The organism is Massilia horti (assembly GCF_004614195.1).
Classification (GTDB): domain Bacteria; phylum Pseudomonadota; class Gammaproteobacteria; order Burkholderiales; family Burkholderiaceae_D; genus Telluria; species Telluria horti.
On record NZ_SPUM01000063.1, the window covers coordinates 40,187 to 66,812 of the forward strand.

The 26,626-nt window shown below is 63.1% G+C and carries 17 protein-coding genes; 15 read left to right on the plus strand and 2 right to left on the minus strand.

The features are described 5' to 3' along the window. Positions 1–215: 215 nt before the first annotated feature. The 11 genes from E4O92_RS10515 to E4O92_RS10565 all read left to right on the plus strand — a co-directional run bounded on the left by E4O92_RS10515 (position 216) and on the right by E4O92_RS10565 (position 15,321). Positions 216–1,253 (plus strand): LacI family DNA-binding transcriptional regulator, encoded by a 1,038-nt coding sequence (locus tag E4O92_RS10515; protein ID WP_135189719.1) that lies wholly within the window; start codon positions 216–218, stop codon positions 1,251–1,253. Between the two features lie 26 nt (positions 1,254–1,279). After that, entirely contained in the window at positions 1,280–2,035 is a 756-nt protein-coding gene (locus E4O92_RS10520; RefSeq protein WP_135189720.1) for an SDR family NAD(P)-dependent oxidoreductase, read from the plus strand. 16 nt (positions 2,036–2,051) lie between these two features. Next, complete coding sequence (locus tag E4O92_RS10525) at positions 2,052–4,046, plus strand: DUF4962 domain-containing protein (RefSeq protein ID WP_135189721.1); 1,995 nt, start codon at positions 2,052–2,054, stop codon at positions 4,044–4,046. A gap of 12 nt (positions 4,047–4,058) precedes the next feature. Further along, a complete protein-coding gene (locus tag E4O92_RS10530; RefSeq protein ID WP_135189722.1) occupies positions 4,059–5,024 on the plus strand; it encodes a sugar kinase in 966 nt (321 codons plus the stop codon). Between the two features lie 56 nt (positions 5,025–5,080). Next, positions 5,081–6,400: an MFS transporter gene (locus tag E4O92_RS10535; protein WP_135189723.1), complete on the plus strand. Its 1,320-nt coding sequence runs from the start codon at positions 5,081–5,083 to the stop codon at positions 6,398–6,400. Next, complete coding sequence (locus E4O92_RS10540) at positions 6,397–7,173, plus strand: polysaccharide lyase family 7 protein (protein WP_135189724.1); 777 nt, start codon at positions 6,397–6,399, stop codon at positions 7,171–7,173. Before E4O92_RS10535 ends, E4O92_RS10540 begins: the two co-directional genes overlap by 4 nt. 53 nt (positions 7,174–7,226) lie before the next feature. Beyond that, positions 7,227–7,949 carry a ribonuclease activity regulator RraA gene (locus tag E4O92_RS10545; RefSeq protein WP_135189725.1) on the plus strand — a complete coding sequence of 241 codons (723 nt, stop codon included), beginning with the start codon at positions 7,227–7,229 and terminating at the stop codon, positions 7,947–7,949. A 345-nt stretch (positions 7,950–8,294) separates the two neighbouring features. After that, complete coding sequence (locus tag E4O92_RS10550; RefSeq protein ID WP_167759759.1) at positions 8,295–10,940, plus strand: TonB-dependent receptor domain-containing protein; 2,646 nt, start codon at positions 8,295–8,297, stop codon at positions 10,938–10,940. Positions 10,941–11,145: 205 nt separating this feature from the next. After that, positions 11,146–12,141 (plus strand): LacI family DNA-binding transcriptional regulator, encoded by a 996-nt coding sequence (locus E4O92_RS10555; protein WP_135189727.1) that lies wholly within the window; start codon positions 11,146–11,148, stop codon positions 12,139–12,141. Between the two features lie 100 nt (positions 12,142–12,241). Next, on the plus strand, positions 12,242–14,068 hold the full coding sequence (locus tag E4O92_RS10560) for a hypothetical protein (protein WP_135189728.1): 1,827 nt from the start codon (positions 12,242–12,244) through the stop codon (positions 14,066–14,068). A gap of 83 nt (positions 14,069–14,151) precedes the next feature. After that, complete coding sequence (locus E4O92_RS10565; protein WP_135189729.1) at positions 14,152–15,321, plus strand: glycoside hydrolase family 88/105 protein; 1,170 nt, start codon at positions 14,152–14,154, stop codon at positions 15,319–15,321. 215 nt (positions 15,322–15,536) lie between these two features. On the opposite strand, the gene E4O92_RS10570 is transcribed toward E4O92_RS10565, so the two are convergent. Continuing rightward, complete coding sequence (locus E4O92_RS10570) at positions 15,537–17,303, minus strand: bifunctional metallophosphatase/5'-nucleotidase (protein WP_135189730.1); 1,767 nt, start codon at positions 17,301–17,303, stop codon at positions 15,537–15,539. A 58-nt stretch (positions 17,304–17,361) separates the two neighbouring features. Further along, positions 17,362–17,811, minus strand: coding sequence for a DsrE family protein (locus tag E4O92_RS10575; protein ID WP_167759760.1), 450 nt, complete (start codon positions 17,809–17,811; stop codon positions 17,362–17,364). A 553-nt stretch (positions 17,812–18,364) separates the two neighbouring features. On the opposite strand from E4O92_RS10575, the gene E4O92_RS10580 reads away from it, so the two are divergent. The 4 genes from E4O92_RS10580 (at position 18,365) to E4O92_RS10595 (ending at position 26,552) form a co-directional block, all read left to right on the plus strand. After that, complete coding sequence (locus tag E4O92_RS10580; RefSeq protein ID WP_135189732.1) at positions 18,365–20,791, plus strand: bifunctional diguanylate cyclase/phosphodiesterase; 2,427 nt, start codon at positions 18,365–18,367, stop codon at positions 20,789–20,791. 215 nt (positions 20,792–21,006) lie between these two features. Continuing rightward, positions 21,007–21,669 carry an RNA polymerase sigma factor gene (locus E4O92_RS10585; protein ID WP_229483233.1) on the plus strand — a complete coding sequence of 221 codons (663 nt, stop codon included), beginning with the start codon at positions 21,007–21,009 and terminating at the stop codon, positions 21,667–21,669. After that, positions 21,662–22,654 carry a FecR family protein gene (locus E4O92_RS10590; protein ID WP_135189733.1) on the plus strand — a complete coding sequence of 331 codons (993 nt, stop codon included), beginning with the start codon at positions 21,662–21,664 and terminating at the stop codon, positions 22,652–22,654. The genes E4O92_RS10585 and E4O92_RS10590 overlap by 8 nt, the downstream gene beginning before the upstream one ends. Positions 22,655–22,862: 208 nt before the next feature. After that, positions 22,863–26,552: a TonB-dependent receptor gene (locus tag E4O92_RS10595; RefSeq protein ID WP_167759761.1), complete on the plus strand. Its 3,690-nt coding sequence runs from the start codon at positions 22,863–22,865 to the stop codon at positions 26,550–26,552. Positions 26,553–26,626 lie beyond the last annotated feature (74 nt).

The window sequence follows — 26,626 nt, forward strand, 5'->3', positions numbered from 1 at the left end:
TCCAACGAGTTAGCAAACATTTTTGTTGACTTTTTGCAGCTTTGCTTTAAGCTCACTAAATCGTTGCAGTAAATCGATTTACCTTTCCTCGTTTGCCGGGTCGCACTTCGGACACGGGCAAAGAAGGTCGACAGTATTTCCGTATCAAAATTTTTTTAACGCTGCACTGCAACGTTACAGTAAATCGATACACCGCTTGCTTGCATGAGAAAACAATGAGCGAACCAAAGATCAAGGACGTGGCCCGGCTGGCTGGCGTATCCCCGTCCAGCGTTTCGAATTTTCTCAACAGCCGCTTCCAGCAGATGCGCCCTGAGACCCAGCGCAACATCCAGGAGGCGATCAAGCAGCTCGGGTACCGGCCCAACAATGCCGCGCGCCAGCTCAAGACCGGGGTCGCCTCCATGGTCGGCCTGCTGGTGCCATCGCTGGCGAACCAGTTCTTCGGTGCGCTCGCCTGCGCGGTGGAAGCCGCCGCGGCCAAATACCATTGCCACGTGATGACCTTCAGCACCTTCCGCAATCCAGCACGGGAACGGGCGGTGATGGCCGACCTGATGGCCCATGGCGTGAAAGGCATCATCACCGGTTCAGCATTGAACGACACCGAACACTTGGCCGCGATGACGTCGCGCTGCCCCGTCGTCGCCTTCGACATCCGGCGCTCGGACGAGAGCCACGAGCGCATCATCACGATCTCGGTCGACAACGCCGCCGCCACGGCGATGGCGGTCGATCACCTGGCGTCGCTGGGTCATCGCTCGATCGCGCTGGTCACGCCCCCGCCGCAGACGCTGAACCGCCAGGACCGGATCCGCGGATTCGAGCAGGCCGTCGCGCGCGCGGGCATCGCCGGCGAACTGGTGATCGTGGATTCCACCGACGCTCCCGCCGATCCACATGGCGATACCCAGTTGTTCGAAATGGGCTGCAGTGCCGCCGAACGCATCCTGGCAGCGCCCTCCAGACCAACGGCGGCGATCGCGATCAACGACATGATGGCGATCGGGATCGGGATCGGCCTGAAGAAACTGGGCCTGAAGATACCGGAAGATTTGTCGCTGATCGGGATCGACGACATCTTCTTCGCCGGCGCGCACGACCCACCCCTGACAACCCTGCGCCAGCCAATCCAGGCGATGGCCGACGCCGCGGTCCAGCGCATCCTGGCACCGGCGTCGGCTCCGGCTGACGAACTGTTCGCGCCGGAACTGATCGTGCGCTCGTCGACCGCGGCGCCACCGAAACAATAAATCACCCACCAGAAAGAAAGCGACACATGGAATTAGTTGGAAAACGCGCCCTCGTCATGGGCGGAGCATCGGGCATCGGCAAGGCAACCTCGCTGGCCCTCGCAAATGCAGGCGCGGATGTCGTCCTGACCTACTTTAGCAGCAGCGATGAAGCGCAGGACGTGGTTTCGCAGATCCGCGCCATGGGCCGGCGCGCGCACGCAATCAAGGCTGACGTGAGCGACAGCGACATCGCCGAAGCGGTGTTCGCCGAAGCGGAAAGCCAGATCGGCGAGATCGACACGCTGTTCGCCAATATCGGTGGCCTGATCCAGCGCTGCCGCGTGGTCGACATGCCGCTGTCGCTGTGGAATGAGGCCATGAACCTCAACCTGACCAGCACCTTCCTGATCTGCCAGGCCGCGCTCAAGCGCATGGAAGCGCGCAAGAGCGGCGTGATCGTCACCATGTCCTCGCTGGCCGCGTTCGACGGCGGCGGGCCGGGTTCGGCGCACTATGCATCATCCAAGGCCGCCGTCGCCACGTTCACGCGCGCGCTCGCGAAGGAAGTGGGACCGCTGGGCATCCGCGTCAACGGGGTCGCCCCGGGCCTCATTGCCACGCGCTTCCACGATACCTTCAACACCCCGGCGAACCGCCAGGCGATCGCCGAGCGCACGCCTGCGCGCCGTGAAGGCCAGCCGGATGACGTCGCCGACGTCGTCGTCTTCCTCGCATCAAAGCGGGCCGCCTTCCTGGCCGGCGAAATCATTCAGGTCAACGGTGGCCTCGGCCTCTACTGAGAATTAGGAGAGCGTGATGAAGCAAATCTTCGGCAGGCGACGTTTTCTCGGCGCCGCAGCCCTCTCCTTGCCCGTACTGGCCACGCGCCAGGCCTTGGCGCAGGATGCGCGCGAGTCACTGGGCACGATGATCGGCAAGGCTACCGGCGGAGCGCACCCGCTGGAGACAATCATGCAGGCGCATCCGGCGGCCTTGCGCCCCGAGCTGAACGGCGTGCACCCGCGCGTGTTCACCACCAAGGCCGGCCTGGAGCAACTGCGCCAGCGCGCCCGCAGCAGCCATCGCGCGATGTGGGCAAAAGCGCTGGACGGCCTGGTCGCCATGCGTGAAGACCCGCCACCGGCGCCGGCGCAGAAACGGCGCGCGCAAAACACGGTGGCGATCGGCATCGTGGGCGCCGCCCTGGCCTACCAGATCGAAGGCGACGCCCGCTACCTCGAGGCCGCCAAGCGCTACATGGACGCGGCGGTGAGCTACGACGTTTGGGGCTACACCTACAGCAAGCCCAACATCGATCTGGCAGCCGGCCATCTGCTGTACGGGATGGGTACCGCCTACGACCTGCTGTACGACGTGCTCTCCGCTGAGGAGCGCACCCGTTACCGCGACAAGATCGTGCGCCAGGCGCGCCTGTTGTCGGCGCACTTCAAGCCGACTCCGGGCAAGTCTTATTCGTACAGCCAGAACCATTGCTTCATCCCGATCGCCGGCCTGGCCATCGCTGCCTACGCGGTGTGGGACGAGGTGCCGGAAGCGGCGCAATGGGCGGCGCTGTCACGCGCCATCTTCACCCGCGTGCTCGAAGTGGCGTCCTCGGACGGTTATTTCTACGAGGGTGTCGAGTACTGGGTGTTCTCGATGCCGTGGATTATCCACGCGCTCGACGCCTTCGCCCACGCAGCGGGCGACGACATGTACGACGAGCCGAGCCTGCGCAAAGCCCACCTCTACATCGCGCACTCGATCACGCCCAATGGGCAGGACGTGTTCGACTTCGGCGACGTGTTCGAAGGTCCGATCACGCGCTCGCGCATCGGCGAGGAGCCCGCGCGCACGCACCCGAACGGCAAGCTGCATTCGAACTACAACCTGCTGTACCGCCTGGCGGCGCGCTTCGGCAACCCGGAGGCGCAGGGCGTCGCAGCCTGGATGGCATCGCTGGGCCACGTGTGCCAGGAAGACTACTGGAGCCTGCAGTGGTTCGACGCGGCCCTGCCGGCCAAGCCGATGTCGGCCATCAAGCCGCACCATCACTTCGAGGAACTGGGCACCGTGTACTGGCGCAGCGACTGGACCGCCAAAGCGACCGCATTCGCCTTCCGGGCCGGCCCGCCGGAGGGCCACCACGTCACCGCCCTTCGCGGGAAGCTGCCCGACTGGCATCTCGAGATGGGGCACTCGCACCCGGATGCCGGCAGCTTCATCCTGTACGGCGGCGGCAGTTACCTGACCGGCCCGATGGGGTATGCCGGCATCCCGAGCAGCAAGTTGAGTAATACCTTGCTGGTCGACGGCCAGGGCCAGGCCAATGAAGGCGGCGGCCACGACGCGTTCCGCGGCTACCCATATGAACGGCTGGACAAGATCCGGATCACCAGCGTGAAGCTGGGCCGCGACCATGCCGACATCGTCGCCGAACTCGCCGGCGCGTATCGTCCCGAACTGGGGATCGAGCGCCTCGAACGCCGCTTCAGCTATGCGAACAAAACCTGGACAACGACCGACCGCATGCACGCCAATAAGCCGGTGGTCCTGACCGCGCAAGTGCACGGCGACCAGGCGATCAACCAGGTGGGCGCGCAGCGCTTCGTCATCGCCGGCAAGCCGTCGTCGCTCAAGGTTGACGTGCGCACGCAGGGCGCGAAAGCGGTCATCGAGCCGGGCGTGGTAATCGCGGCCGGCCCGCCGGGCAAAGTCGACAGCGGCCCTCGGGAAGAACGCGGCATGGTGCTGCGCCTGTCGCTGCCCGCCAGCCAGGACGCGACGCTGGTCACCAGCATGCGGTTCTAAGGAGCGCCAGCCATGGACAATCCGGACGTCATCACCTTCGGCGAAGCGATGGCCCTGCTGATCGCGCGCCAGAGCGGGCCATTGGCGCAGGTCGGCGAATTCGAGCGCGCCACCGCCGGCGCGGAACTGAATGTGTCGGTTGGGCTCAGCCGGCTGGGGTTGAAGGTCGCCTATATCAGCAGCCTGGGCGACGACAGCCTCGGGCACAACCTGCGCTCCTTCATGGCCTCGGAGGGGCTCGACCTGCGCCATGTCCGGATGGACGAGCGCTACCCCACCGGCTTCATGCTCAAGGCGAAGGTGGACGACGGCACGGATCCGGAGATCGAATACTTCCGGCGCGGATCGGCCGCCAGTCATATGGGGCCGTCCGACGTTCCGGAATTGCCCGTCGCGCAGGCGCGCCTGCTGCACCTCACGGGCATCACTCCGGCACTGTCGGCCAGCTGTCGCGAGCTCGCGTTCAAGCTCGCGGTGCAAGCCCGCATCGCCGGGCGCACAGTCAGCTTCGACCCCAACCTGCGGCCGCGCCTGTGGCGTTCGCAGGCGGAGATGATCGAGACCGTGAATGCGCTGGCCGGCATGTCCGACCTGGTCATGCCTGGCCTGGCCGAGGGCCGGCTGCTGACCGGTTGCGAGCACGCAGCCGGCATCGCCGACTTCTACCTGGCCCGCGGCGCGCGCCAGGTCGTGGTCAAGCTGGGGCCGGAAGGCGCGTATTTCGCCAGTGCGGAAGGCAGTGGCACGGTGCCGGGCCTGCCGGTGGCGAACGTGGTCGACACCGTCGGCGCCGGCGACGGCTTCGCGGCCGGCGTCATCAGCGCGCTGCTCGAAGGCCTGCCCCTGCAGGCAGCGGCAGCGCGCGGCAATACGATCGGTGCGCGCGTCCTGCAGTTCCGCGGCGATTGCGAAGGGCTGCCGAATCGCCAGCAACTGGCTGCGATGCAGGGCTCGGACGGGCCGCCCGGCATCAACTAAAACCGCGCTCGCCGTCATACCAGAACAAACACAAACAGAATATTGGAGACATCGGCATGAGAACAATGAAGGGGCTGCGCTGGCTGGTCATCGCGCTGGTGGCCGCCGCCACGATCATCAATTACATCGACCGCTCGGCACTGGCGGTCATGTGGCCGGGGATCGCGGACGAACTGGGCATGGACAAACGCGACTATGCCAACATCATCACCATCTTCCTGGTCGGCTACGCCATCGGGCAGTCGCTGTTCGGCAAGCTGTTCGACGCCCTCGGCACCCGGATCGGCTTCCTGCTGTCGATCGTCGTGTGGTCGGCCTCCATCGCCCTGCATTCCGCCGCGCGCTCGGCCATGTCGTTCGCGCTGTTCCGCGCGCTGCTGGGCGTGGGCGAGGCCGGCAACTGGCCGGGCGCGACGAAAGCCGTCGCGGAATGGTTCCCGGTGCGCGAGCGCGCCCTGGCGCAGGGCATCTTCGGCGCCGGCGCTTCGATGGGGTCGATCGTCGCGCCGCCGCTGGTGGCCTTCCTGTATGCCTTTGTAGGCTGGAAGAGCACCTTCATCCTGATCGGCGCGCTGGGCCTCGTCTGGGTCGTGCCATGGCTGATCGTCTACCGGTCCGGACCGGACGCGCACCCCTGGATCAGCGCCGAGGAGCGCGCCTACATCCTGACCGGACAACGAGCCGCCGACGCAGCACAGGCGCAATACGTGCCGACGTGGTCGCAGTTGCTGCGCCATCGCCAGAGCTGGGGCGTGATCGCCGCGCGCTTTTTCATCGATCCGATCTGGTGGCTGTTCGTCGGCTGGCTACCGCTGTACCTGAACGAAAAATTCCACTTCGACGTGAAGCAGATCGGCATCTTCGCGTGGGTGCCGTATGTCGGCGCCGCCATCGGCGCGCTCCTGGGCGGCTGGCTGTGCGGCCGGCTGCTGCAGCGCGGCTGGTCCGTCAACGCAGCGCGCAAGCTGGTGATCGGCCTGGGCCTCGTGGTGATGTTTGTCGCCTCGCTGTTCAGCGCAACGGCCGATACCCCGCTGCTGGCGGTCCTGTCGATCGGCGCCATCCTGTTCGGCTTCCAAGCGGCGATCAGCAACATCCAGACCCTGCCGAGCGATTTCTTCTCGGGGAAGACGGTCGGCTCGCTGGCCGGCATCAGCGGTACCTCGGCGGTGCTGGGCACGATCGTCTGCATGCAGCTGGTGCCCGAACTGACCGCAGGCGGCAACTACACGCCGTTCTTCATCCTGGCCGCGGTGCTGGTGCCGCTGGTCTTTGTTTCGCTCTGGCTTGGCGGCCGCGTCGCCCCGGTCGAGCCGCGCGAGTCTGCCGATTCGGCGCACAACCCTCAACAGTCGACCATCAAGGAGTCTCAATGAATCTGCTTCAGCGAACCTGCGGCCTGTCCCTGCTTTGCGCAGGCCTGCTGGCAGCGTCCGGCCACGCCCAGGCCCAGGCGCCCGGCTTCACGTCCAAGGAGGCTTTGGAAAGCCTGTTCGAACTGGAGGGGAACTCGCCGTTCTCAACCCCGCACGACGGCACGCTCACCTTCAGCGCCCTCACCTCCAAGTTCGCCACCGCGAATGGTCATGGCTACCGCAACGAGCTGAAAATCGGGAAGAAGAACCGTCTTCCGATCGAACAGACGAACGAGCACTTTTCCGCTGTCGTCACGCCGACGCTGTCCAATGGCGCCAAGACCATCGTGGCGCAGTATCACGTCGAGGGCCTGGAGACGATCGTGAAGGTCTACGTGCAGGACACGGAAGATGGCCAGCTGCTCGATGGCAAGGCCAACAATGGCGTGTTCGACATCGTGGCGAAGATCTTCAGCACCAGCGGCAAGGATGTCGCTACCGCGCTGGGCACGATCCGCTCCGGCGAAAGCTTCGACCTGGATATCAAGTTCGATAAAGGCGATGCGACCGTGACTGCGAAGACCGCCACCAACGGCACCATCCAGACGGCACGCACCCGGATCAAGGGCGACCATCGGAATATCTACTTCAAGTTCGGCGACTACCTGCAAGCGCTCGATCCGGCCACGAACGGGTTCACCTCGAGCACGGCCAAGTGGGACGAGTACTACCGACTGAAGCACATCGACAGCAGCAGCATTCGCTTCAGCCACACCACGTTCGAACGCAATTGAAAAACGGCGCCGCGGCATTGCTGCCGGCGCCACCGATGCAACTGGAGACAGACATGAATCAAGCGGTAGATTCCCGCACACTGGAGCTGCTGAAGACCGTCAGCACCTCGACCCTGACCACGCTGCTGTACAAGCGCGGCTTTCGCAATGTGTTCATTCAGGGCGCGCGGCCTTTGAAGACGGGCCAGCGGCTGGCCGGCCCGGCCTACACCCTGCGCTACATTCCGTCGCGCGAGGACCTGGACGGCGTGGACGCCTTCCGCGATCCGCGTCATCCACAGCGCGTGGCGATCGAGGAAATTCCGCCGGGCGCGGTGCTGGTGATGGATTGTCGCGGCGATACCTCGGTGGCTTCGGCCGGCAGCATCCTGTCCACGCGCCTGCAGGTGCGCGGCGCGGCCGGCATCGTCACCGACGGCGGCTTGCGCGACGCCTCCGCCATCGCCAGGCTGGAGATCCCGGCCTGGTGCTCGGGCCCCTCGGCCCCCACCAACCTGATACGCCACCACGCGCTCGACCTGAATGCGCCCATCGGCTGCGGCGGCGTGCCGGTCTACCCGGGCGACATCATGGTCGGCGACGACGACGGCGTGGTCTGCATCCCGTTTCACCTTGCCGACGAAGTCGCGCGCGACGCGGTCGAGATGGAGCGCTTTGAGGATTTCGTGCTTGAAGAGGTGGCGCGCGGCGCAACGATCATCGGCCTGTATCCACCCACCGCGCCGGAGACCCGGACACGTTACGAAGCATGGCTGGCAAGCCATGCGGCCGATTAACCGCTTGACGCGGGCGGGCGCGGGTTAAACGCTTTCCAAACATATGCATTTGCGACGCAACGCATTGGCAATCACGTGCCGTTATTGTTACTAAATTACGACAATAATAACGGCCTTGCAATAAGAGATCGAGAGAGCTGCAGCGAAAAACTTTAGCTCAAGCATTTTTTTCGATACGATGTTAATCGATTTCCAAAATTGATCGTGCGTGGGACGCGGAGCATCGGCCCAACGACTCAGGTTTCTACAACAACAGCAGGAGACATCGCTTTGAACAACAACACGAAAAATCTGCGGTACACACCGCTCCCAATTGCTTCGGCAGTCGCCATGGCCTTGCTGGCCATGAGCGCACCTTCCTTCGCGCAAGAGGCGCCGACCGAGGACACGATGACCAAGGTCGAGATCACCGGCTCGAGCATCAAGCGGGCGACCGCGGACCAGGCGCTGCCGGTCACCGTCACCAAAGCCGAAGACTGGATCGCGCAAGGCGCGGTGACGGTTTCCGACATCCTGATGACGATGTCGACCGCCGCCAACTACGAGCCGAACTCCACGGCCGGCAACGGCAATAGCGCCAATATGCGCGGCATCGGCGCCGCACGCACGCTGGTGCTGCTCGACGGCAAACGCCTGCACGACAGCTCGATCGACCCGAACACGATTCCCGTCAGCGCCCTGGACCGCACCGAAGTGCTGCGCGACGGCGCCTCGTCCGTGTACGGCAGCGATGCGATCGGCGGCGTGATCAACTTTGTCACCAAAAAGTCCTACACCGGGGCGTCCATCACCGCGAAGGGCACCGTGCCGCAAAAGAAGGGCGGCGGCGAAACCGAAGGCCTGAGCTTCATTGCAGGTAAAGGGGACCTGGCCACCGACGGCTGGAACGTCTACGTGACGGGCGATGTCAACAACCAACTGCCGCTGCGCCAGAGCGCCCGCCCGAACATCACCAATACGGATAGGCTGCAGAGCGCCGGCTTCGAACCGCCCAAGCTGAGCAAGGGCAGCAATGCAGTGCCGGCCAACGTGACCCTGGCCAACGGCTCGACCAAGGTCGGCAGCACGACCATCACCGGCAATCCTTACTACAGCACCGGGTGCCTCGCGCCCTGGTCCGTCCCAGGCACGAGCAATACCTGCGCGTCGACCTACAACGCGAACTCGCTGACGTTGACGACCGCGAAAAAGCAGGCGTCATTCTTCGTCAAAGGCTCGAAGATGATCGGCGACGACAAACTGACGGCGACCCTGCTGTATTCGTCGATCTTCACCCGTCCGGTCAAGAACCCGACCTTCGGCATCAACGCCTCGGTCACCAACTTCCCGGCGCTGACGATCACCCCGAGCAGCCCTTACTACCCGGGCAAGGGCATCACGCCCGCGATGCCGGCCATCACCAACCAGACGCTGACGCTGGCCTGGTCGCTGATCGGCGATCTCGGCCCGACGGTCCTGAACTACCAGAAATCGGAGTCGCGCTTCACGCTCGAGGATGAAGGCCGCCTGGGCGCCTGGGACTACAAGGTCGGCATCTGGAATGCGATCTACGCGACCCACACCACCTTCCATTCGGGCTTCGTCAACAGCTTCAAGCTGCTCGATGGCGTCGCCAACGGCAAGCTCAATCCCTTCGGCATACAAAATGCGGAGGGCAAGGCCTACCTGGACAGCATCTCGACCAATGGCGAAACGGCCAGCAAGGGCCTGACGCGCCTGACCGGCGCGAACCTGGCGGTCAACCGCGAGCTGATGGACCTGCCGGGCGGTGCCCTGGCGTTCGCGGCCGGCGCCGGCATCTACCACGACTTTGGCCGCAACTTCATTCCGACCACTGTCGCGCTGTCCGGCGGGCAGACGGGCACCACCGCGGCGACCGACGTGTCCGCGTCGCGCAATGTGGCATCGGTCTATGCGGAACTGTATGCGCCGCTGACCAAGTCGCTGGACGTCGACCTGGCGGTGCGCACCGACCGTTACAACGACTTCGGCAGCACCACCAATCCCAAGCTCAGCTTCCGCTACAAGCCGACGGAATGGGTGATGTTCCGTGGCGCCGCCGGCACCGGTTTCCGCGCCCCGACGCTGAACGAACGCTATTACGGCGCGGTCAACGGGCCGACCGGCGTGACCAGCTCGACCTACAACGATCCGCTGCTGTGCCCGGGCGGCAAGGTCGGCGGCAATACCGGCGGCACCGCACTGCCCGGCTATACCCCGACCACCGTCTGCGCGGCCAAGCTGCCGATCAACACCGGCGCCAACCCGTCGGTCGGCCCGGAAAAGTCGAAGACCTTCAACTTCGGCATCGTGCTCACGCCGACCAAATCGCTGCTGGTGTCGCTCGACTACTGGGACGTGCGCATGACGGACGCGATCGGACAAATCGCGCAGGCCACCCTGTTCCAGCCGCAATACGCCGACCGGTTCATCCGCGATCCGAAGACCAACATGCTGATCTACATCGATGACCGCCTGAACAACATGGGCGGCCAGCGCACGGACGGCATTGATATTACGACCACCTACACGTTCCCGAAAACCAGCTGGGGCCGTTTCGGTGTGCAGCTCGACGGCACCTACGTCCACAGCTTCAAGACCCAGCTGACGAACGACAGCGACTGGATTTCCAGCGTCAACAAGTTCGGCCCGCTGGATGCCAACGTGTTCACGTACCGCTGGAGGTATACCGCGTCCCAGAAATGGCAGAGCCCCGGCGGCCACTGGACTACCACGCTGACCGAGTCGTACCGCCAGAGTTTCGAGGACCTGAACGCGTCGTCGCTGTTCTACCACCGCATCGACCCGTACCTGCTGGTCAACTGGTCGCTGTCCTATAAGGGCTTCAAGAAGTGGAACATCATGGGCGGCGTGAACAACGTGTTCGATCGCGATCCGCCGGCCGCGAACTACCGCAACGAGGGCTATCTGAGCGGCCAGGCCAGCCCGATCGGCCGCGCGTTCAACATGCGCGCGACCTATACGTTCTGACTTACCTGAAGGGCCGTTGGCTTGCACCTGGAGCGATCCGTTTTGCGGAAAAAGCTCCAGGTATAGCGGCGAGATCCCGAAGCGATGCCGCCCGGGCGACCGGGCGGCATCTTTTTTGTCCGAACCGATCGGCGACGCCTCGCGCGCAACGTAGCCACGGCGAGAATGCGTGCTAACATGCCGCGTTGAATAACGATTAACTCCCATGAAAAAAACTGCCCCGACCATTCGCGACGTGGCCGCAGCGGCCCAGGTGTCGACCGCCACGGTGTCGAAATACATCAACGGCGCGCAGCGTTTCTCGCCCAAGGTCGAGGCGGCACTCGCGTCCGCGATTTCCAGCCTGGGCTACAAGTCCAACCCGCTGGCCAAGTCGATGATCACCGGGCGCACCAACACCATCGGCCTGTCGGTCCTGGACATCACCAACCCGCACTTTTCCAGCATCCTGAAAGGCGCGAACCGGGTCGCCAACGACCAGGGCTATTCGGTGCTGCTGGTCGACACCGAAGAGACGCCCAGCCGCGAGCGGCGCACGCTGGAGGACCTGAGCCTGCGCGTGGACGGCATGATCGTGTTCTCCCGCATGCGCGAACACGAAATGGCATGGATGACCGAGATCGACAAGCCGCTCGTGTTCTTCGGCAGCCTGTCCGAACTGCCGCTGCCGACCGTCGCCAGCGACGACCACAGCGGCGCTTTCATGCTGAGCCAGCACCTGCGCATGCTCGGCCACAAACGCATTGCCTACCTCGGTTTTTCCAAGTCGCGGCGGGACGAGGAGCGCCTGGGCGGCATCCGCGAATGCCTGGACGCGGCGGGCCTCCCGCTGACGATCTATGACGCCGACGCACCGTCGCTGGCCGAGGGCGAGCGCCTGTGCGCGAGCATCGTGCTGGGCAGCGAGCGGCCGGACGCGCTGATCTGCTACAACGACCTGATGGCGCTCGGCTTCATGAAAGAGGCCGAGAACCTGGGCGTGGCCGTGCCGCACGACCTGTCGGTGGTCGGGTTCGACAATATCCCCTACGGCAAATACACGACGCCAGCGCTGACGACTGTTGACCTGCAGAGCGAACGCATGGGCGCGACCGCGATGGAGAAGCTGCTGGCCGTGATCCGCGGCGAGCCGGTCGAGAAACTGACCAGGATCGCTCCGCAACTGATGCTGCGCGCGTCGACCATGGCGCGGCGCGCCTGATCACGCCGCAGATCCCCCCGTGGTCAATCCCTGAGTTTACTTTCCGGACGAGTTAGCCTAAATTAGGAAAACGTTTAACAAGAAGGAGACAAGTATCACCATGCGCCTCACCCTCCCCGCCCTCGCGGCTGCGGCCCTGCTCGCCGGCCCGGCCCAGGCCGCAGCGCCACTGCACCAGACTGTCGAGCAAGCCTATCCGCAGCTCGAGTATTTCTTCCAGAAGCTCACGCAGGAAAAGGACCGGCTGACGATGGACGGCACCAAGCCGTTCGAAAGCCACGACAAATTCCTGCCTGGGAAAATCGCAGCGGGCCTGGGCGACCTGCTGCTGCACACTCCCGCCGACGATCCGCGCCTGCCCGGCATGCTGCGCGACTATGCCGCGCTGGCGGACCTGACCGTCGGCATGGAGAACGATACCTGGGGCATCTATTACTACATCGGCTCGCTGTACAAGCTCAAGCAGGCCGGCCTGCTCGAGCGCGCGGTCCGTCCCGCCACGCTCGACACCTTGCGCAAGAAGCTCGACTGGCGCACCTTCGTGCGCCTGCCCAGCTATGAACTGATCAATCTGCCGACCAACTACTACGGTGTCGCCTTCAGCATCGCGCGCCTGCGCCTGCTGATGGGCTGGGAAGACGCGCAAGGCAGCGACGTCCTGCTGGACAAGATGCTCAAGCACTACGCCACCTATTCCGGCACCTACGGCTTCTCGGACGAGACCGATGGCCAGGGCCGCTTCGACCGCTACAGCATCCTGCTGGCCGCCGAGATCTGCGAGCGCTTCATCGAGACTGGCCTGACGGTGACGCCGGAACTGAAGGCCCTGCTGCGCAAATCGGCCGACATCGCCTTGAATGCCGCAAGTAGCGACGGCAGCGGCTTCACGATGGGCCGCAGCCTGGGCCCGTATGGCGAAACGGCGATGCTCGAAATCCTGTCGACCGCCGCCTACCTGGGCGTCCTGAGCCCGGAGGAAAAGGAGTACGCCTACGCCTACTCGGCACGGATCGGCGAACGCTACATGAACTTCTGGTTCGACCCGCAGATGCATTCGGTCGACATGTGGGGCAAGGGACGGCGCACCGACACCTACCGCGGCAAGCACCGCATCCTGGGCGAGAACTTCTCCCTGCTGCACCAGCTGATCACCACCTCCGAAATGTGGGACAAGGCCGGCATGAAGGGCGCTGTTCCGCGTGCGGACCTGGACGCCTGGCTGACGCGCGCGCGCCCGGCCTTCAGCCTGACCCGTTTCGCCAGCGGTGAATACGACCGGGCGCTGGCCATCTGGCGCGACGGCTCACACGTATTCAGCCTGTCGATGATCAACGGCGGCATCAGCCAGCACGCCAACAGCCCGTACTACCCGCTGCCGTTCTCGTACGGGATCGTGTCCGGCATCGCCGACTCCGGCGCCGCGCATCCCCAGCTGCTGCCCAAGTTCAAGCTGGCCGATGGCAGTGAACTGATCGCCACCGCCTTCATGAAAGACATCCGCACCAAGCCGGAGGGCAGCGGCTATCGCGTCACCTACCATCAGGACGCGCTGACCCGCCTGGGCAAGAACGTGCCGGTCAAGGACACCCGCATCACGGTCGACACAGAGTACAGCCTGGACCACGGCGTCATCACCCGCACCGACACCTACCGCGCGGCCGCACCGCTCGACGTGGCTGGCCTCACCCTCGAATTCGCCTCGTTCTCAGATGGGGCCAGCGCCGAGGGCAACACCATCCGCTTCAAGGACGGCGCGGTGAAGAGCTTCACGGTGACTGGACTGGAAGCCTGCCAGGCAACGCCGACCGCCGGCAACGAACTGTATCGCGCGCCATACGGGCCGATGGCGAGCGTGGTCAGCTGCCACAGCAGCGCCTTCACGATGCAAAAGCCTTTGACGATTACCTGGACCATGCGCTACCAGTGATCGCCCTGCCCCGCGCCCGCGCGCGGGGCAGGCTTCTTACCCGGCTTCTTACCCGGCGCACCATCAAAGAATCATAACGAGACATGAACATAACCACCCGCCTGCGTTGCACCGCCCGCCTCCTGCTGCTGCCCGCCGCCCTGCTCGGCGCCTTCGCTTCCCCTGCTTTGCACGCCGCGTCTGCCAAGCCCAACGCCGCAAGCACCATGCCGGCCGACGCCTCCGTGCTGGCGCCGGCCACCGTGCTGGCCACGATGGAACGTGTCGCCGACTGGCAGCTCGCCCACCCGAGCACCCATCGGCCCGACGAATGGACGCAGGGCGTGGGCCATGCAGGCTTCATGGCGCTGTCCAACCTGTCTGCCACACACAAGTATCGCGACGCGATGGTCGCCATGAGCGAACACAATGAGTGGAAGTTGGGGCCGCGCGGCTATCATGCTGACGATCACGTTGTCGGCCAGACCTACGCCGAACTGTACCTCCAGCTGCGCAAGAGCGCGATGCTGGCACCGCTGCGCGAACGCTTCGACGACATCCTCGCCAACCCGCACGACGGCACGCTGGAATTTACCGTGCCCGGCAACCAGGACCGCTGGTCGTGGTGCGATGCCCTGTTCATGGGGCCGCCGACCTGGATGCGCCTGTATGCCGCCACCGGCGACACGCGCTACCTCGACCACGCGGTCGAAGGGTGGTGGCGCACGTCTGACTACCTGTACGACCCCACCGAGCACTTGTACTACCGCGACAGTAATTACTTCAGCCAGCGCGAAGCCAATGGCAAGAAGGTATTCTGGGCGCGCGGCAACGGCTGGGTGATGGGCGGCCTGGTGCGTACGCTGCAATATCTGCCCGCCAAGCACCCGGCGCGCGCCAGGTTCGAAGCACAGTTCCGCGAAATGGCGGCCAAGGTCGTCGACCTGCAACAGCCTGATGGCCTGTGGCGTGCGAGCCTGCTCGACCCGGATGCCTACCCTGCGCGCGAGACGAGCGGCACCGGCCTGTTCACCTATGCCCTCGCCTGGGGCCTGAACCAGGGCCTGCTGGAGCGCGCCCGCTACGAGCCGGCCGTGCGCCGCGCCTGGACCGCGCTCGCGGCCAGTGTCCAGCCGGACGGCAAGCTCACCCACGTGCAACCGATCGGACGCGCGCCTGTCAGCTTCCCGGAGGACGCCACCGAGGTCTATGGCGTTGGCGCCTTCCTGCTGGCCGGCAGCGAGGTGTTCCGCATGGGCCTGCAGGGGCAGTAAAAGGTCACGCCAAGCGCACGCCAAAACAATAGTTAGCCCAAAAAAATCGTCGTGCCCGGCACTGCCGGACCCGACTCCCCGCGCAGGCGGGAACAGCGCCACTGGCGCTGTTCCCGCCATAGGCAGCGTGAAAGGACGCTCGGCATGGGTTCCCGCCTGCGCGGGAACGACGAAGTGTTTTTCGTGCGCCGGTAATTCACGTTAAGCGTCGAGCCTTAAAGCGAAGGAATAGCGACCAACGGCTCGGCCGGCACACCGCCGAGCGGCTGGATCTCCTGGTTCCCATACGCAGCCGCAGGCAGCTTGCGTACCAGGTTGAACCGGTTCAGTTTCAGGTTATCCCTGGTGACCGTCTGCTTTGGCAGGCTTGAAAGGTACTGCGCAACCACTTCAACCGCATCCATCGGGTTGCCCTGACCGTCCTTGAGCACTTCGATGTCATGCGCACGGGTACGGTTAATCTCCTGCGGATCCTCTTGATAGTAGTACCCCGCCACCGAGTAACGCTTGTTCGGGTCCACCGCGGTCCCGTTGACCAGGAAGTTGGAGACGTAGTTTTGCTTTCCTCCGTACGGATTCAGGTCCAGGGTCGCGCCCGACATGCCCGCAACCCAGCCGCCAGTCCAGCCCTGGACGACGTCAGTGGCAAGGCAGGCATACGCCGAGTCTTCCACCATCTTTTTAAGTTGGTGGCCGGTCATCGTGCCCTTGGCGATCATGGGGCCGATCGGTATGTAGTGGTAGAGGTCTTCGCGCGTGACCGGGCCGGGCGCCACGTGGGTGCCGTAGCGAAAGCCGCGGATGAGCCCGATTTCCGCCTTGGCGACACTGCGGAACGCATCGGTGAGGAAGTCGTGTGAGGAGCCTTCAATTACGCCCGGCATCTCCTCTCCCGCGAAATTGGAGCGGTACAGCGGCACCTCGGTATAGCCGACGACCGTGTCGATCGGATGCATCAGTTTGAGGCCATTGATCGGGTTAACCCATTTGCCGGGAACGAAATCAGGCCCGCTGACAAACGGCGCTCGTACCTGCTTCACCAGCGCTGCGATTCTTGCATCAGGCTTGATGTCGGTGGTGATGCGATGCTGCTTGAACGCCACCATCGCAACTTTCCCGTTGCGCTTCGTCAGGGTCATTTCATTGAGCACCTGCCCGTCCTGGCCCACATCCACGATCAGGGTTCCGGTCCGGGTCCGGATGACTTTCGAGGTCATCTCGTGCATGTCCGAGGACAGGATCACGTCCGCGCCCGGATAACGGTTGGCCAGTTCGACGTTCGGGCCAAGGCCGAGTTCGGAAATGACGACGACAATGTCGACCTGCTTCACGTTGCGCAGAAGGTGCAGGAATTCCGGGAACTCCTTCTCGCCGTCGGTCAAGCGCAGGCCGCGCGTGATCTCGGTCTTGACAGCCTGGGGTCCGCGGCTTGCCGTGTAGCCGATGAACCCGACCTTCAGGCCGTTGATCTGCTTGATCCAGTAAGGCTGCAGCACCCGCTCCCCGGTCTTCTTTTGATAAGGCGCACCGTCGTAATACAAGTTGGCGGCAATGGCGTTCGCGCGAAAGCGCGGAGCCGACCCGGCGAATTGCTGGATAAACACGTCCCGTCCGTACAGGTAGTCCCAGTTGCCCGGATTGTCCACGTCGATGCCGAACTCGTTGAGCACGTCGATGACCGCCTGCCCCTGGGTGAACAGCGCCTCCGCCGACCCCTGCACGGTGTCGCCGCCATTGACCGTGATGGTGGAGCCCGGGTGCGCCTTGCGGATCTTCCTGACCACGGTGTACATGCGCGCGAGCCCGCCCATCATCGCGCCCTTGCCATCGGAGCGCAGGTTCGGGTGCTCGACCAGGTGACCATGCACGTCTCCCATGTGGATCAGGGTGACTTCGCGGGCCGCTCCTGCGTGAGCGGGGTTTATGGAAAATGCTGCGGCGGCGGCACCCAGCAGGGCCGCCATTCGAATACTTCTCTTCATTCCTGCTCTCTTCAGAAATCGTTGGTGTCTTGTTGTTCGTTCGGTCGACAAGCGGGGGTCAAGGCTGCAGGTAAATCCAGCCTTCTTTCTGGCGCTTCACCAGTTCGGCGACTCCCGATGGCACTGCGGTAATGCCAGGGAACATGTCATCGATCGTCAGCTTGAATTTGGCGAGCGAGTTCTCGCAGGCCACGATGTTGATCCCGGCCTTCAGCGCATCCTTGATCTGCGTTGCAGCGGGGCTCATCGGCGTGAGCGCGGTTACCGCCGAACTGAAGTTCACCATCTCGATGTTCACGCATTGGGCGCCGAACTCCTTCTGCAGGTTGAAAGCATTGGCCAGGGCGCCTGCCACCTTCTCCTTGTCGCCCACCCCGATCACCACGTTGTAGTGCTCGGCGCAGGAGGCTGCCGCTGGCGTAGCGGCGGGCGCGATTACCGGGAGCGCGCGTGCCGAAGAGGTCTCGAAGACGAGCGCCAGAAAGAGGTACGGCAAGAGTTTTTTCATGGTTGAACCTTGTTGTTGCGCCATCCGTGGCAGAAGTCGCCGGCGGCTGACGTTGTCGAAAAACTTTGTGTTGCGGGGCGAGTCGTTCCAGGCGGCAATTTAGTCGAAATAGGTTAACGGAATATTAGGTCTTGTTGCCAGATGACAACACATGTTGCAGAGTCGCCACGTTTGGCCAAAGTGCGGGAATCGAGCGGGTCAACAGGCGTTGGTGCAGTGGGGCCAAGTGACCCAGCAAAACGCCTCGCTGGTTGAAGAAGCGGCGGCTGCCGCCGACGCCAACTGGAAGTCGTGGTGAGTGCGTTCAGATTGGCGCAGTCGGGCGAGGCCGCTGTTGCCCGGGAATCGTCCACGCGCGCGAAAGACCTTTCGGCGCTGGCGACTCCCCCACGTGGAGGCTTGTCACAATTTTGTCACGCTGGGTATGCCCAAAGTGGCGCACAATACTCTACAGTGCAAATATTGTTCAGATTAATCGTTTTCATGCACGAGCGTCTGACCTTCCATCAAATAACAACATGCACCTGCGAAGCTGCAAATAGGCTCTTCCTTAATGTTCACCACCTACGACTGCATCGTTTTCGAACATGACCTCAGGTTGGTCATTCTCGCTGCGGTCATTTGTACGATCTCTTCATTTACCGCCATCAATCTCCTGCATCACGTCGGCAGATCACGCGGCACCATTCGGTCGGTATGGTTGTGTGTGGCCGGTACCGCCACCGGTTTCGGTATCTGGGCAACGCATTTCATCGCCATGCTGGCCTACTCGCCCGGGATCCAGAGTGGCTACAACGTCGCGCTGACCTTTGTTTCCCTGATTGCGGCCATCCTGCTGACGATCCTGAGCTTTGCAGTGGCGTCGGCTCCCGCTTTGAAATTCGGTCGCTGGTTCGGTGGCGCCCTTGTCGGCGGCGGGATCGCCGTCATGCATTACACCGGCATGGCCGCCTTCGAGATTCCCGGCCGCATTGTGTGGAACCCGCCCCTGGTGGCCGCATCCATCGCGCTGGGGGCCTTGTTTGGCGCACTCGCGCTGCCCATTGGATTGCGCAGCCGGACCAACAGGTCCTTAGCGTCCGGCGCTTTGCTGCTGACGATCGCTATTTGCAGCCATCACTTCACGGCGATGGCGGCGGCAGCATTGATCCTGGATCCGAGCATCACGGTTTCGCCCAATGCGATCCCAAGGGACTGGCTGGCGATCATGGTCACGATCGCATGCTTTGGAATCTTCTTGCTGACCTTTGCCGGCTTCGCGCTTGACGTCCGGGAACGGCGCCTGGCCAAACGCGAAATGGAGCGGTTGAACAGCCTTGCCGATGCAGCGTTCGAAGGACTGCTCGTAGTCGAGAACGATGTGATCACCACGGCCAATGCCAGCCTGGCTGCACTGGCCGGTTGCAGCGCAGAAGAGTTGGTTGGCAGTGATCTTTCCCAGATTCTTCCGGACAAGATGGCGCGCCACTGGCTGGAAGAAAAGTCTCGCATCGCTTTTGAAACCACGCTCCATCCCGTGAATGGCGGCGAACCGATTTCCGTCGAAGCGACTTCGCGCCCCGTTGTTTATGCACAGAGATTGCAAAGAATCGTCGCCATTCGCGATCTGCGAGACCGGAAACAGGCCGAGCGGGATATCCATTATCTGGCGCATCACGACACCCTGACCGGGCTGGCAAACCGTAACACCTTCAATCAAGAGTTGGAGCAACTGCTGCAGGCTCATGAACCCGGTGGGGCCTTGCGCGGCAAGCATCTGGCCGTGCTGTGCCTTGACCTGGACCGGTTCAAGGAAGTCAACGACCTGTTTGGCCATGCTGCGGGCGATGACCTGCTTCGGACCGTGGCACGTCGTGCCCAGCAAGCGCTGCGCCGCGGACAGCTGATGGCGCGCCTGGGTGGCGACGAGTTTGCCATCATCGCTCCGGGGCTGAGCGAGCCGGGGCAGGCTGAGCGCATTGCCCAAGACCTGTCCCAAGCCTTCGAGGACGAGAACCGCCATGCCTCAACCTCGAGCGCCATGATCTCCACCAGCATTGGCATTGCCGTCTTTCCGCAGGACGCGAATGACAGCACATCGCTGATGAGTTGCGCAGACACGGCGCTGTACCGGGCCAAAGCCGAAGGGCGTGGAACCTACCGCTTTTTCGAGGCCGCGATGGGTGAGCAGATGCGCGATCGCCGCCGGCTGGAGCATGAGCTGCGCTTTGCCATTGCAAAGCAGGAGCTGTCGCTGGTCTACCAACCGCAGGCACGCACCAATAGCCGGGAAATCGTCGGGTTCGAAGCACTGGTGCGCTGGCACCATGAAGAGCGAGGCCCAGTTCCGCCCAGCGTCTTTATCCCCATCGCTGAAGAATACGGTTTGATTCTACAAATCGGGGAATGGGTGCTGCGCCAGGCTTGCAAGGAAGCCGCGCGCTGGGAGCGCCCTCTGAGCGTAGCGGTAAATGTGTCGACGGCCCAGTTGCACAGCCCTAACTTCGTCCGGATCACCCGTGAAATCCTGATGCAGACAGGGCTGCCACCGAGCCGTCTGGAACTGGAGATCACGGAAACCGCGCTGATCCGCGACCCGGGTAGAGCGCTCATTGCGCTGCGCCAGCTCAAGGAGCTCGGCGTGCGGATCGCCATGGACGATTTTGGAACGGGCTACTCCTCGCTCACCAACTTGTTGGCCTTCCCCTTCGATAAGATCAAAATTGATGGGTCCTTCATCAAGTCTGTCCACGTCAACCGGCACGCCGCGACCATCGTGCGGGCGGTATTGGGACTGGGGCACGGCCTGGAGCTGCCGGTGCTTGCCGAAGGCGTCGAAACAGAGGAGGAGCTTGCCTTCCTGTGTGCTGAATCGTGCCAGGAAGCCCAGGGCTACTTGTTAGGGAAGCCGCAAGCCATCGAGAAGTATTTGCATGTCACTACGGATAGAAGCGCTGAGGACACTTTAAGTCCGCCGGCACATGAATCCAATCCCGCTTAGCAGATACACAGCCTGTCGCGCATTTTCCCTCCCTGTGCAACACAGTCGCAACGGCAGCATCGCACGTCTCGATCAAATCACTCAATTTTCCGATTGAAACCATATTGAAGGTGGCTGCCGCAACCTGTATATATACATTCCTTGGGGAATTATTATAAAAATGCCAGCCCGGCCAGGAAGCTGAGGAGATACCGCGTCAACCAACGATCGCGGGAGTGGAGAATAAGCGAAAATGCGTAAAACCGCCGGAAATTTGCGTTTCGTTCGTCAGTCCATCACGGGGGCCGGATTTGAGTTCGCCGGTTGATCCCCACATCGTCGCCTGGGTCAGCGCCAATGTGATTCCGTTCGAGGCGGAGCTGCGTGCCAAGCTGCGACGGCTGTGCGGCAACGCTTCCGAAGTCGACGATTTGATCCAGGACGTCTACTATCGGATATTGAAGACGGAAGCGGTCGAGCATATACGCGAACCAAAGGCTTTTCTCATGCAGACAGCGAAGAACATTCTGGTCGACCGGTTTCGCCGGGAAGCGGTGGTCAGTATCGACGCGGTCGCCAATCTTGAAGACCTGGATATCGCGGACAACAGCCCGTCGACGGAACGGGTGGCATTGGCACGGGCGGAATTAAAATGGGTGCTTGGCCTTGTCGCCAAACTTCCCGAGCGCTGCAAGCAGGTATTCAGCGCCCGAAAAATTTACGGCATGTCCCAGAACGAAACGGCGGCGAGTCTTGGGATTTCCGAGAATATCGTCGAAAAAGAAATGATGAAAGGTGTGAAATTGGTATCGGAGATGGTCAAGTCCATGGGCATCGACAGCGGCGAACCCGGGAAGGCCACGCCACAGGCCCGCATATCAAGAAAGCTCAATGTCTAGGATCGACGACGAAGCACTGGAGTGGGCCATGCGTCAGGCCAGCCGGGAGCTGAGCGCGCAAGAGCGCGCCGCCTTTGACGCCTGGTACGCGGCCCACCCCCGCCATCAGGGAGCTTACCTTCGGGCGGCGGCAATCCAGCATTCCCTCGATCAGGTAACCGTCCAGGACAGCATGCGGCCGCGCGCCGAGAGCCGCCGCGGCGAATGGGAAGTGGTGTCCTCGGGCGTAGCGCGAAACAGGCGCGCCCTGGTGTTCGGCGGTGCGCTGGCCGCTGGATTGGCGATACTGGCCACGACAGCACTGCGCCCCCGGCTCGTCGATCGCACAGTCCTGCAAACGGCGCAGGGAGAATTTCGCAAGGTTCCGCTGGCCGACCGCTCAGTCGTCAGCATGAATAGCGGCACCGAACTGGAGGTGGCGCTGACCGCGAGCGAGCGCCGGATCGTCCTTTCGCAGGGTGAAGCCTGGTTCGAAGTCGCGAAAGACAAGACAAAGCCGTTTATCGTCGAATCGGGAGACGTACGCGTGCGCGCCGTCGGTACGGCGTTTGCGGTACGCCGTCACCCCGAAGGCGCCGACGTGCTGGTGACCGAAGGCGTGGTCGAAGTCTGGAGCGAAGCCGGCAATGCCCGCAAACAGCGGGTGGCGGCCGGAGCGCGGGCATTCGTTGGCAAGCAGGCCACCAGCATCACGGTTTCTGAGGATCGGGATGACATTGAACGCAGGCTCGCCTGGCGCAGCGGGAAGCTGGTCTTTCAAAACCGGTCTCTCGCCGATGCCGTCGCCGACTTCAATCGCTACAATTCCCGGCAAATCCTGATCGCGGATCCGGCCCTGTCTAACAAGACGCTGGTGGGACAGTATCGCATCGACCAGCCGGAACATTTTGCGAACGACGTGCGCGCCCTGTTCCGTGTCCAGGTGGCCATCACCCCGGAACGCATCACGATCGGAGCCGGTCCGGTTCCGGGGACCAGGCGCTGACTGTCACGTATCCAGCGGGCGGTCCAGGCGCATACAGATGCACGGGAAACAACGACATGGCTGCTTTCTCCTTGCAGCGCTTTCAGGGGCGTGCGCGGTTACGCTGTCTCATCCCGCCTCTGCCCAGGAAGCGCAAAAAACGTTTCGTGTAGCGGAAGGACCGGCCGCCGTCTCCATTCCCGAGTTCGCGCGGCAGGCGAATATCACGGTGCTGGCAAACGGTGATGACCTCGCGGGCAAGACGACCAAGGCGATACAGGGCAGCTTTCCAGTCAAGCAGGCACTGGACGCGATGTTGGCCGGTACCGGCCTGATCGCAAGGATGAATCCAGGTGGAAGCGTGCTGGTCCAGCCCGGAAAGCAGCCCGATCCGCTGCCCCGGCCCACCGTTGCGCGCGAATCCGCTCGCCCCGCCGAGATGCCACAGGTGCTGGTCGTCGGCACCCGTGCCTCCCAACAGAGTTCGATCGAGCTGAAGAAATACGCAGCTACCCTGCGTGATTCGATTGTCGCCGAGGACGTCAGCGAGTTCCCGGACCGTAACGTCGCGGAAGCGATTTCGCGCCTGGCCGGCGTCACCCTCGAACGCGGAGAGTACGGCGAGGGAACGACGATTAACGTGCGCGGTCACTCGGCGATTCAAACCCGTGTTGAAATCGACGGCCTCGGCGTGCAAGCCGGCGGCGGCACCGACTTGAACAATGGCGGCTCCGGACGTGGCGTCGAACTGCGCGAACTACCCGCAGACTTGATCAAGAGTATCGACGTGGTCAAGGGCGCCACCGCCGACATGACCGAGGGTTCGCTGGGCGGCGCTGTGATCATTCATACCCGGACCGGGCTGGACTTCAAGAAGCAATACGTCGCCCTGCGCGTCGCAGGCCAACAGAATTCGATCAACGAGAAATGGACCCCGAACCTGAACTTCGTTTTTGCCGACAAGTTCCTGGATAACCGTTTGGGCGTGGTCCTCAACCTGAGCAGCTCCGCTGCCCGCAACGAGAACCATACCGTCAATATCTCGCCCCTGGCAAACGGGATGGCAAGGACCATCGATTTCGACCAGTCGCCCGAAAAAACCTTTTCGTATAACCCGTCGACGGTATCAAAGACCGATCCGGCGTCCACCGCACCAATGGCGCGCTGGGGCACGACGGGCGGGGGTACCTTCGACTCCCTGAGCCCGTTGGAAATCGTGACCCGTTCGGCAGCGGCGGCATCGAAAGAGGATTGCTACGCGGCCTTTCCGCTCTACACCAGCGCCGAAGTGGCATCGATCAGCAGCTCGGTCAATCGGGCCGCAGCGAAGAGCCAGCGCGCATACGAGCTGCGCAGTTGCCTGAACCAGTGGAACGACTACACCCCGCAAAACCTGCGCTACCAGATGCGGCGGCAGTTCGATCGCCGTGTCAACGGCGACCTGCGCCTTGATTTCAAGGTCAATAACCAACTATCGGTGTATGCGAAGTTCGACAGGAATAAGCGCAGGATCGATGACGACCAGCTGTTTCTCTCGTTGGGCAGTATTTCCATCAATCCGGACGGCAGCTATGTCGACACGGGCGCTTCCCCGAACATTGTGCGCACCCCGGTGCCGGGCTCGGGCTACTACTTTTATCCGTCGCCGAGCAACCTGGGCGCGAGCGGCAGCACCTATCGCGGGCTGACCAACGGCTCGGTGGTCAATGTGATGCCCTCCTCGCTCAAGGTCGACGCCAATCACCATGTCACCCAGTACACGCTGAGCAACGCGACACTGAACAACGACCAGATCTACGACCAGATCGAGACCACCTCGTCGTACACGCAGTTCGGCGGATCCTGGCGCTCGGGACGCTGGCGCGCGCAATTCCTGGCCGGGCGCGCCAAGGCGAGCGAAACACGCATGCAGTGGCGCACCAATTTCAGTTTCCCGTACGGACCAGCGACGGTGTCGGTCGCGCCGAACGGTGTCTGGACCTATGCGTTGGCGCCCGGAGTCACCTACGATCAAAAAGATTACAGCAACTACGGCATCCTGCTCCCGCAGAACGGCGCGCGGCTGCCCATGGTCTCTGCAGCGACGGCGCTGACCCTGGCCAATCCGCGTGCAATGGCGCGCAGCGAGGACACGGCCAGGCTCGACATGTCGTATGCAGCGGACGGGGTAATCCCCTACATCGGCCAGATCAAGTTCGGCCTGGGCCGGCGCGATTACGCAGTCTCGAGCTGGAGCGGCTCGGGTTACACGGTACAGCCAGCCTCCGGCGCCACCCCAGCCATCGTCGTACCGCGGGTGGCGCAGAGCAGCAGTTTCCAGGCATGCGAAAACACCCCCGCCTCACTCGCACCCGGCGGCACGCCCTGCCGTTACGGCACAACGACCAGCAGCAACCCGGCGAGCCTCAACAGTACGATCGTCATGACCCAGGCCGCGTACCGCGACATCGTCGCCCAGGTATTGACCAAGAATACGATCCCGTACTTCAACAGCCTGCCGAACCGCCCGGCCGGCTTGCCGTCCGGATGGACGCAGATCGACGTACGCAAGGTGATCGAGCTGACCGGCGTCCAGAACTTCAATCTCGATTGCGTGCAGTTCTGCACCGGCAGCGACGGCAAACTCTACGAACAGCCCAGGACAGGCGTGTTCGAGCGTGTTTTGTCCGGCTACCTGAGCACTGACTTCGAATTCGACCGGATCCCGTTCACTTCGCACCCTTTACCTTTTGGATGGGAGCTCGGAGGCAACTTCGGCTGGCGGGTCGTGCGCACGGAAGTCGCCGCCACTGGCCTGATGACCTTCCAGTCGATCAGCAAGACCGCCACCTACGATCCGCAAAACCCCACTGCGGCCACCGGAATCTCGACCGCGACGCTGACACGCAACACCGCCATGAAGGGCGCGACCAACGACGTAATGCCGATCCTGAACCTCGCATGGTGGCCGCTGCGCGACCGGCTTGTGGTGCGCTACAACAAGGCCAAGGCGATCGCCCGTCCGCCCATCGAATACCTGTACAGCAATGGCGTGACCTGTACTTATGACGAGCGCAAGCTTGGCGTCAATCCCGTCGTAACAGATGCCAGCGGAATGCCGGACATGTCCTGCGATGACACCCTGGGCAACCCGGGATTGCGCGCTGCGACCAACCGCAACTACAACCTCGCCCTGGAGTGGTACCCGAACAGAAGCAGCATGCTGTCCCTCACGCGCTTTCGCCAGCAAGGGATCGTCGGCGCTCCGATCCGGGTCGCGGTCAGCAATGGGCGCCCCTTCGCGTATTCAGGCACGAACGACCCGGTCAGCGGCCGGGACTTGTCGGACGTGCGCTACACCTACGCGACCTACGTCAACGGCCCGGCGAACGAACGCGACGGATTCGAGCTTAGCACCAAGGCCGCCTTCACAATCCTTCCCTGGCGCCTGCGCTATACCGGGCTCGATTTGAATTACACGCACGCGAAATCGACCAGTCTGGAGGGAGCCGTGCGTGACCTGATCACAGGCGACGTGCTGCCACCGCCCAATGAGCTGGCCTACACCTGGAATGCCTCGCTCTGGTACGACGATGGCAAATTTCAGGCACGTGTGGCGCTGCAAGGCGCGGCAGCCTTCTTTCGGGGGTTCACTACCGCCTCGCACGACTACCCTGCCAAAGGCGTCACCGGCGACCCGGCCCTGCCCTTCAATCCCGGCACCCCCACCTTCCGCGATGCGCGCCGGTTCGTGGATGCGAAGGTCTCGTACAAATTCGAAAACGGCATCGAGCTATTCGCCGAAGGCCGCAACCTGGGCCGGGCTGCAGTGACCAATTCGCAGGGTGCTTATGTGCCGTTTGCAGACGGCACGCCGAACCTGCTCGATTATTCGTATTCGGGGGCGCAATACATGGTGGGCGTCACCTTCCGTCATTAGCCTCACGGGGAGAGACTGCACGTCGTTCCCGGGCTCGGCGCCCCCTTGGCGGGAACAGCGCCACTGGCGCTGTT

What these genes read in the sequence shown, in the direction of transcription:
- E4O92_RS10580 (WP_135189732.1), top strand. Translation starts at nt 18,365, where the DNA reads ATGTTCACCACCTACGACTGCATCGTTTTCGAACATGACCTCAGGTTG.
- E4O92_RS10560 (WP_135189728.1), top strand. Translation starts at nt 12,242, where the DNA reads ATGCGCCTCACCCTCCCCGCCCTCGCGGCTGCGGCCCTGCTCGCCGGC.
- E4O92_RS10555 (WP_135189727.1), top strand. Translation starts at nt 11,146, where the DNA reads ATGAAAAAAACTGCCCCGACCATTCGCGACGTGGCCGCAGCGGCCCAG.
- E4O92_RS10545 (WP_135189725.1), top strand. Translation starts at nt 7,227, where the DNA reads ATGAATCAAGCGGTAGATTCCCGCACACTGGAGCTGCTGAAGACCGTC.
- E4O92_RS10520 (WP_135189720.1), top strand. Translation starts at nt 1,280, where the DNA reads ATGGAATTAGTTGGAAAACGCGCCCTCGTCATGGGCGGAGCATCGGGC.
- E4O92_RS10535 (WP_135189723.1), top strand. Translation starts at nt 5,081, where the DNA reads ATGAGAACAATGAAGGGGCTGCGCTGGCTGGTCATCGCGCTGGTGGCC.
- E4O92_RS10590 (WP_135189733.1), top strand. Translation starts at nt 21,662, where the DNA reads ATGTCTAGGATCGACGACGAAGCACTGGAGTGGGCCATGCGTCAGGCC.
- E4O92_RS10525 (WP_135189721.1), top strand. Translation starts at nt 2,052, where the DNA reads ATGAAGCAAATCTTCGGCAGGCGACGTTTTCTCGGCGCCGCAGCCCTC.
- E4O92_RS10570 (WP_135189730.1), bottom strand. Translation starts at nt 17,303, where the DNA reads ATGAAGAGAAGTATTCGAATGGCGGCCCTGCTGGGTGCCGCCGCCGCA.
- E4O92_RS10515 (WP_135189719.1), top strand. Translation starts at nt 216, where the DNA reads ATGAGCGAACCAAAGATCAAGGACGTGGCCCGGCTGGCTGGCGTATCC.
- E4O92_RS10565 (WP_135189729.1), top strand. Translation starts at nt 14,152, where the DNA reads ATGAACATAACCACCCGCCTGCGTTGCACCGCCCGCCTCCTGCTGCTG.
- E4O92_RS10540 (WP_135189724.1), top strand. Translation starts at nt 6,397, where the DNA reads ATGAATCTGCTTCAGCGAACCTGCGGCCTGTCCCTGCTTTGCGCAGGC.
- E4O92_RS10575 (WP_167759760.1), bottom strand. Translation starts at nt 17,811, where the DNA reads ATGAAAAAACTCTTGCCGTACCTCTTTCTGGCGCTCGTCTTCGAGACC.
- E4O92_RS10550 (WP_167759759.1), top strand. Translation starts at nt 8,295, where the DNA reads ATGAGCGCACCTTCCTTCGCGCAAGAGGCGCCGACCGAGGACACGATG.
- E4O92_RS10530 (WP_135189722.1), top strand. Translation starts at nt 4,059, where the DNA reads ATGGACAATCCGGACGTCATCACCTTCGGCGAAGCGATGGCCCTGCTG.